A 6,360-nucleotide genomic window follows, 5' to 3' on the forward strand; every position below is an offset into this window, starting at 1 on the left:
TTGGGACCTTTACAGCCGATCGACCCCTTTTGTCTTTGTGCACCCCCGAGAGGCCCACATGAGTTACAGCATCGACCTGTCCGGCCGCGTGGCCTTGATCACCGGCGCATCCAGTGGCCTGGGCGAGCAGTTCGCTCGCACCCTGGCCCGCGCTGGGGCTGCCGTCGTGCTCGCGGGCCGCCGGGTCGAGCGGCTCAAGACCCTGCGCTCGGAGATCGAGGCCTTGGGGGGCGATGCCCATGTCGTCGGACTGGACGTCACCGACACCGGCAGCATCCGCTCGGCCGTGGCACACGCCGAGACCGAGGTGGGCGCGATCGACATCCTCGTCAACAACTCCGGTGTCAGCACCACCCAGAAGCTCGTGGATGTCACCCCCGAGGACTACGACTACGTCTTCGACACCAACACCCGCGGTGCCTTCTTCGTGGCCCAGGAGGTCGGCAAGCGCATGCTGGCTCGTGCCCGCGGCGCGGCGCCGGGCACCTACACCGGCGGGCGCATCGTCAACATCGCCTCGATGGCGGGCCTGCGCGTGCTCGGCCAGATCGGCGTGTATTGCATGAGCAAAGCTGCCGTGGTCCACATGACCCGTGCGATGGCCCTGGAGTGGGGCAAGTACGGCATCAACGTGAACGCCATCTGTCCGGGCTACATCGACACCGAGATCAACCACCACCATTGGCAGACCGAGCAAGGCCAGAAGCTGATCGCGATGCTGCCGCGCAGGCGCCTGGGCGAGCCCAAGGACCTCGATGCCCTGCTCGTGATGCTGTGCTCGAACGAGAGCCACTTCATCAATGGGGCGGTGATCGCCGCCGACGACGGTTTTGCCCTCTGAACGAACGATTCGAGCATGCGCATCGACATCCCCGACCAGAAGAAGCTCGTGCACGAGATGCACATCCCCATCCGCTGGGGGGACATGGACGCCATGGGCCATGTCAACAATGCAACTTACTTCCGCTACCTCGAGACGGTGCGCATCGATTGGCTGCACCGCCTGGGTGGGGCGCCCGACCCCCGCGGCACGGGGCCGGTCATCGTCAATGCCTTCTGCAACTTCTACCGACAGATCGAGTTCCCGGGCACGCTGCTGGCTCGCCACTACGTGGCCAATCCCGGACGCAGCAGCGTGGACACCTTCATCACGCTCGAGCGCACCGACCGCCCCGGCCAGATCGATGCGGCCGGCGGGGCGACCTTGGTGTGGGTGGACTTTCCCCGGCAGACCTCGGTGCCTCTGCCCGAGTGGCTGCGCGCGGTCGTGAGCTGAGCCCCACCGCCGGTTCAGGCTGCGGCGGGCACCGGGCCATCCCGCCCGAGCGGCCGCAGCGCCTGGAGGAACTGCTCGGTCGCTGCCTGCCAGGAATAGCGGCGGGCGTGCTCGTGCACCGGCCCGCGAGGCAAAGCCAGCGCGCGCAGGCAGGCCGTGCGCAGGTCTGCATCGAGCACACCGCCGGGGGAGTCCCCCACGACGTCGATCGGACCGGGCACCGGAAAGGCCGCCACCGGTGTTCCGCAGGCCATGGCCTCGACCATCACGAGCCCGAAGGTGTCCGTCAGGCTGGGGAAGACCACCACGTCGGCCGTGCGGTACAGCCGCGCCAGCGTCGGGCCGTCGAGCACACCGAACCAGCGCACCCCAGGGTACTGCCTTTGCAGACGGACGCGCTCGGGCCCGTCACCGGCCACCCACTTCTCGCCGGGTAGATCCAGCTTCAGAAAGGCCTCGACATTCTTTTCCACAGCCAACCGGCCCACATGCAGGAAAACCGGCGCCTCTCCCCGGGGCAGCCGGTCGCCCTGCGGCGTGAACATCGTCAGATCCACTCCCCGCGACCACAGCTGCACACGGGCGAAGCCCCGGGCGCGCAGGTCGGCGACGATGGCCGGTGTCGGTGCAAGGGTGGCCGCTCCCGCGTTGTGGAAACGCCTCAGCGCTGCATAGCTCCAGGCCAGCGGCATGCCCAGGCGCGCATGCACATACTCGGGGAAGCGGCTGTGGTAGGCCGTCGTGAACGGCCAGCCGCGTGATCGAAGCACGGCCCGGGCTTGCCAGCCCAAGGGCCCTTCAGTGGCGAGGTGGACGCAGTCGGGCGCCAGCGCGTCGATCACCCGGGCCAGGCGGCGGCGGGTGACCCAGGCCAGGCGGATTTCCGGGTAGGTCGGGCATGGCAGGGTGGGGAATCCCTGGGGCGACAGCACCTCCACCTCATGCCCCAGGGCCAGCAGCTCACGCCGCGTCATCTTCAGGGTGCGCACGACGCCGTTGACCTGCGGCTCCCAGGCGTCCGTGACGATGAGGATCTTCATGCGCGCTCCGCGGTGACGGTGGCGCGATTGAAGGACACCCACGTTGCGCCATCGTGACAGCGCGCGAGGGGCGCTCAGCCGCCCATGAGCTTTTGCACCAGCTCCGGCGTCGTGCCTGCCTGGTATTTGCGCAGCAACCGTGCCCGGTAAATGTCCACCGTGCGGTGGCTTACCCCCAGCGCCTTGCCGATCTGCTTGCTCGTCTGTCCCTCGATCAGCAAGGCGGCAACCTCGCGCTCGCGGCCGGTGAGCTCCAGCGTGACGGGACGTTTAGACGACAGATCCTCGAAGGTCCAGATGCCCGCAGCGTGCGGGGTGTCGCGATGGAACGCGCGGCCAGTCACGTGGCACCAGAACAGCTCGCCCTGCGGGTCGCCCGGCGAGCGCTTCATGATCCGTTCATCGGCATAGCGGCCGCTCGCCCCCAGGATGGGCTCGATGCGACGGCCGGTGCGCTCGAACTCGTCGGGGCTCGGATAGAGCACGAGGAAGGACTGTCCGACCAGCACCTCGCGCGAGGTGCGGAACATCTCGGCCAGGGCGTGATTGCAGTCGACGATGATGCGGTTGCGTGACAACACCAAACCGACCGGCGCCATCTCGAATGCGGCACGGTAGTCGATCGGGGGCAGCATGGACATCGTTGCGGGCTCAGGAGACTGCTTAGGCGATTCTACGTATCCTGATACGTAGTACGCTGTGGGTTTGTCCCACCCCCTTGCGAAGGAGACTCGCATGAACAAGCTCTACCCCAGTGCTGCCGAGGCACTGAAAGGGATCGTCAAGGACGGCCAGATGCTGGCCGTCGGCGGCTTTGGCCTGTGCGGCATCCCCGAGGCCCTGATCGACGCGCTGCAGGCCAGCGGTGTGAAGAACCTGACCGTCATCTCCAACAACGCCGGCGTGGACGGCTTCGGGTTGGGCAAGCTGCTGGCCACGCGCCAGATCAAGAAGATGATCTCCAGCTACGTGGGCGAGAACAAGGAATTCGAACGCCAGTACCTCAGCGGCGAGCTCGAACTGGAATTCACGCCCCAGGGCACCCTGGCCGAGAAGCTGCGCGCCGGTGGGGCCGGCATTCCGGCCTTCTTCACCCGCACCGGCGTGGGCACCATCGTGGCCGAAGGCAAGGAGGTGCGAGAGTTCGACGGCGTGAAGTACGTGATGGAGCGCTCCCTGGTGCCCGACGTCTCGCTCGTCAAAGCCTATGTGGCCGACAAGTCCGGCAACCTCGTCTTCCGCAAAACCGCCCGCAATTTCAACCCCAACGTGGCCATGGCTGGCAGGATCACCGTGGTCGAGGTCGAAAAGATCGTCGAGACCGGCGAACTCGACCCCGACCAGATCCACCTGCCGGGCATTTTCGTGCACCGCATCGTGCTCAACGCTACCCCCGAGAAACGCATCGAGCAGCGCACCGTGCGCGCCGCCGCCTGAAGGAGAACGCAAATGGCTTGGAACCGTGACGAGATGGCGGCCCGTGCCGCCCGCGAGCTGCGCGACGGCTACTACGTCAACCTGGGCATCGGGCTGCCCACCCTCGTGGCCAACCACGTGCCGGCCGGCATGGAGGTCTGGCTGCAAAGCGAGAACGGTCTGCTCGGCATCGGCCCCTTCCCCACCGAAGAGGAGGTGGATCCGGATCTCATCAATGCCGGCAAGCAGACCGTCACCACCCTGCCGGGCTCATCCTTCTTCTCCTCGGCCGACTCCTTCGCGATGATCCGCGGCGGCAAGATCAACCTGGCCATCCTCGGCGCCATGCAGGTCAGCGAAAAGGGCGACCTGGCCAACTGGATGATCCCGGGCAAGATGGTCAAGGGCATGGGCGGGGCCATGGACCTGGTGGCCGGTGTGGGCCGCGTGGTCGTGCTGATGGAGCATTGCGCCAAGAACGGCGAGCACAAGCTGCTGCAGCAGTGCACTCTGCCGCTGACCGGTGTCGGGGTGGTTCACCGTGTCATCACCGACCTGTGCGTCCTGGACATCACTCCCCAGGGGTTTTGCTGTGTCGAACTCGCCCCGGGCGTCACCGAAGACGAGGTGCGCGTGAAGACAGGCGCCCACGTCGAGTTCGCATTGGCCGCCGCCTGAGCGCCACGGCAGGCGCCGGATTGAACCGAGGGGCCCTGCGGGGCCCCTCGCTCGTTCAGAGGTCAGACGTGCCGCCCCCCGAGAGCCGCCATTGGCCATCGATCAGCAGCTCGTGCGGGCGAAACTGCGCCTTGTAGGCCATCTTGCGGCTGTCCTCGATCCAGTAGCCCAGATAGACGTAAGGCAGGCCGAGCTGGCGTGTCTGTTCGATCTGCCACAGCACGTTGTAGGTCCCGTAGCTGCAGCCGGGCTCCGGCTCATAAAAGGTATACACCGCCGACAGCCCGTCATTGAGCACATCGAGGATGGACACCATCTTCAGCAGGTTTGTCCCGGGTTCCCGGAACTCCACCAGCCGTGAGTTCACCCTGCTTTGCAGCAGGAACTGCGTGTACTGGTCCACGCTGTCGTGGTCCATCCCCCCCCCGCTGTGGCGGCCTGACTGATACCGCAAGTAAAGCTGGTAATGCTCGGGCACGAAACCCAGCCGCAACACGCGCGCCTGCAGCGCGGCGTGCTGGCGCAAGGCGCGGCGTTGGCTGCGGTTGGGCTGGAAGCGCTGCACCGGGATGCGCAGTGGCACGCACGCGCGGCAGCCGTCGCAGTAGGGACGGTAGGTGAACATGCCGCTGCGACGGAATCCTCGCGCCACCAGATCGGAGTATGTGTCCGTATGGATCAAATGGCTGGGTGTGGCCACCTGCGAGCGCGCCAACTTCCCCGGCAGATAGCTGCAAGGGTAGGGCGCGGTCGCATAGAACTGGAGCGACGCGAGCGGAAGTTCTTTCGGGTGCGTCATGCGGGCTGCATCGAGGACGTCACGCTATCACGGCTCGCGCCGGCCGGCGGTGCATCGAGCCGATCCCACAAGGCCGGCTCGAAGATCCAACGGGCGGGGGGCGGCAACGGGACGACCCGCCGCACATGAGCGAGGAAATGCGCGCGCGGCACCTCGTAGGCTCCCAGCGAGGCCAGATGTTCGGTGCGCTGCTGACAATCGATCATCTCGATGCCATGCCGCAGACAGAACGCCACCAGGGCGCACAGTGCGATCTTGGAGGCATCGGTCTGCCAGGCGAACATCGACTCGCCGAAGAACATCCGTCCCATGCCGATGCCATACAGACCCCCGGCCAGCTCTCCGTCGATCCAGGTCTCGAAAGAATGCACCTCACCCAGGCGGTGCCAACGCTCGTAAGCCTCCACCATCTCGGGAACGATCCAGGTGCCCGACTGTCCGGCCCGCGGGGTCGCTGCACAAGCCCGGATCACGCGCCCGAACGCCGAGTCGATGCGGATCTCGCAGCGCGGGTCCTTGCGGAAGCGCCGCAAGGTCTTGCGCAGCGACCGTGACACCTTCAGGCGTGAGGTCTCGAGCACCATCCGGGGATCCGGGCTCCACCACAACACCGGCTGGCCCGCCCCGTACCAGGGAAAGATGCCCTGCGCATAGGCCGCGCGCAGCCGTTGCGGCGACAGATCGCCACCCGCGGCCAGCAGCCCCGGGGCTTCCGAACCTGGCCCCAAGGCCGCCTCGACCGCAGGGAAGTCGGTCTGACCGGGTTCCAGCCACGCGATCGCCAGTGCGCTCATGAACAAGTGATGCAATGTCCTGCCCACATTCTGTGCGGGAACGTGCAGGCTGTGCACGCCATGGACGAGCCCCCGGATGCAAACCGGGGGATCGATGGGGAGCGGGGCTTGACCTTTCCGATGGATTGCCTTTACACTACAAGGCTTCGCTGATTGCAGTGGTGTCGGGGCTAAATGCCAAGCCTGTGTTTGGCGGCCTCGAGCAAAGCAAAGCCGTTAGCGAAAAGAAATGCCGAGTGCTTGACAAGGAAATCGAAATCTTGCAATAATCTCGGTCTTCGCTGATCACTGATTAGCGACGCAAACGAAGCGATGGTTTTGTTTGTGTGGTGGGTTCTTTAACAAGATACAGCCGAT

At 65.9% G+C, this 6,360-nt stretch carries 8 protein-coding genes; 4 read left to right on the plus strand and 4 right to left on the minus strand.

All coding sequences use genetic code 11. The annotated features are described in order from the left end of the window. Positions 1 to 58: 58 nt before the first annotated feature. Both AC1ECW_RS06810 and AC1ECW_RS06815 read left to right on the plus strand, forming a co-directional pair. A complete protein-coding gene (locus AC1ECW_RS06810; RefSeq protein WP_409709834.1) occupies positions 59 to 841 on the plus strand; it encodes an SDR family oxidoreductase in 783 nt (260 codons plus the stop codon). A gap of 15 nt (positions 842 to 856) precedes the next feature. Next, positions 857 to 1,276, plus strand: coding sequence for an acyl-CoA thioesterase (locus AC1ECW_RS06815; protein WP_409709837.1), 420 nt, complete (start codon positions 857 to 859; stop codon positions 1,274 to 1,276). 14 nt (positions 1,277 to 1,290) lie between these two features. Here AC1ECW_RS06815 and AC1ECW_RS06820 read toward each other — a convergent pair whose 3' ends face one another. Both AC1ECW_RS06820 and AC1ECW_RS06825 read right to left on the minus strand, forming a co-directional pair. Next, on the minus strand, positions 1,291 to 2,316 hold the full coding sequence (locus AC1ECW_RS06820) for a glycosyltransferase family 4 protein (RefSeq protein WP_409709840.1): 1,026 nt from the start codon (positions 2,314 to 2,316) through the stop codon (positions 1,291 to 1,293). A 74-nt stretch (positions 2,317 to 2,390) separates the two neighbouring features. After that, positions 2,391 to 2,951: a LuxR C-terminal-related transcriptional regulator gene (locus AC1ECW_RS06825; protein WP_409709843.1), complete on the minus strand. Its 561-nt coding sequence runs from the start codon at positions 2,949 to 2,951 to the stop codon at positions 2,391 to 2,393. A 100-nt stretch (positions 2,952 to 3,051) separates the two neighbouring features. Here AC1ECW_RS06825 and AC1ECW_RS06830 point away from each other — a divergent pair, with 100 nt between their 5' ends. Together AC1ECW_RS06830 and AC1ECW_RS06835 are read left to right on the plus strand one after the other, a co-directional pair. Next, positions 3,052 to 3,753, plus strand: coding sequence for a CoA transferase subunit A (locus AC1ECW_RS06830; RefSeq protein ID WP_409663869.1), 702 nt, complete (start codon positions 3,052 to 3,054; stop codon positions 3,751 to 3,753). A 12-nt stretch (positions 3,754 to 3,765) separates the two neighbouring features. Further along, positions 3,766 to 4,410, plus strand: coding sequence for a 3-oxoacid CoA-transferase subunit B (locus AC1ECW_RS06835; RefSeq protein ID WP_409710458.1), 645 nt, complete (start codon positions 3,766 to 3,768; stop codon positions 4,408 to 4,410). Between the two features lie 55 nt (positions 4,411 to 4,465). Here AC1ECW_RS06835 and AC1ECW_RS06840 read toward each other — a convergent pair whose 3' ends face one another. Beyond that, the gene (locus AC1ECW_RS06840) at positions 4,466 to 5,209 is read right to left on the minus strand and encodes an arginyltransferase (protein WP_409710455.1); all 744 of its coding nucleotides are present in this window, start codon (positions 5,207 to 5,209) and stop codon (positions 4,466 to 4,468) included. Then, positions 5,206 to 6,003, minus strand: coding sequence for a leucyl/phenylalanyl-tRNA--protein transferase (gene aat / locus AC1ECW_RS06845; protein WP_481201489.1), 798 nt, complete (start codon positions 6,001 to 6,003; stop codon positions 5,206 to 5,208). The genes AC1ECW_RS06840 and aat overlap by 4 nt, the downstream gene beginning before the upstream one ends. Between the last annotated feature and the right edge of the window lie 357 nt (positions 6,004 to 6,360).

Source organism: Caldimonas hydrothermalis (genome assembly GCF_056746695.1).

What these genes read in the sequence shown, in the direction of transcription:
- AC1ECW_RS06810 (WP_409709834.1), top strand. Translation starts at nt 59, where the DNA reads ATGAGTTACAGCATCGACCTGTCCGGCCGCGTGGCCTTGATCACCGGC.
- AC1ECW_RS06815 (WP_409709837.1), top strand. Translation starts at nt 857, where the DNA reads ATGCGCATCGACATCCCCGACCAGAAGAAGCTCGTGCACGAGATGCAC.
- AC1ECW_RS06820 (WP_409709840.1), bottom strand. Translation starts at nt 2,316, where the DNA reads ATGAAGATCCTCATCGTCACGGACGCCTGGGAGCCGCAGGTCAACGGC.
- AC1ECW_RS06825 (WP_409709843.1), bottom strand. Translation starts at nt 2,951, where the DNA reads ATGCTGCCCCCGATCGACTACCGTGCCGCATTCGAGATGGCGCCGGTC.
- AC1ECW_RS06830 (WP_409663869.1), top strand. Translation starts at nt 3,052, where the DNA reads ATGAACAAGCTCTACCCCAGTGCTGCCGAGGCACTGAAAGGGATCGTC.
- AC1ECW_RS06835 (WP_409710458.1), top strand. Translation starts at nt 3,766, where the DNA reads ATGGCTTGGAACCGTGACGAGATGGCGGCCCGTGCCGCCCGCGAGCTG.
- AC1ECW_RS06840 (WP_409710455.1), bottom strand. Translation starts at nt 5,209, where the DNA reads ATGACGCACCCGAAAGAACTTCCGCTCGCGTCGCTCCAGTTCTATGCG.
- aat (WP_481201489.1), bottom strand. Translation starts at nt 6,003, where the DNA reads ATGAGCGCACTGGCGATCGCGTGGCTGGAACCCGGTCAGACCGACTTC.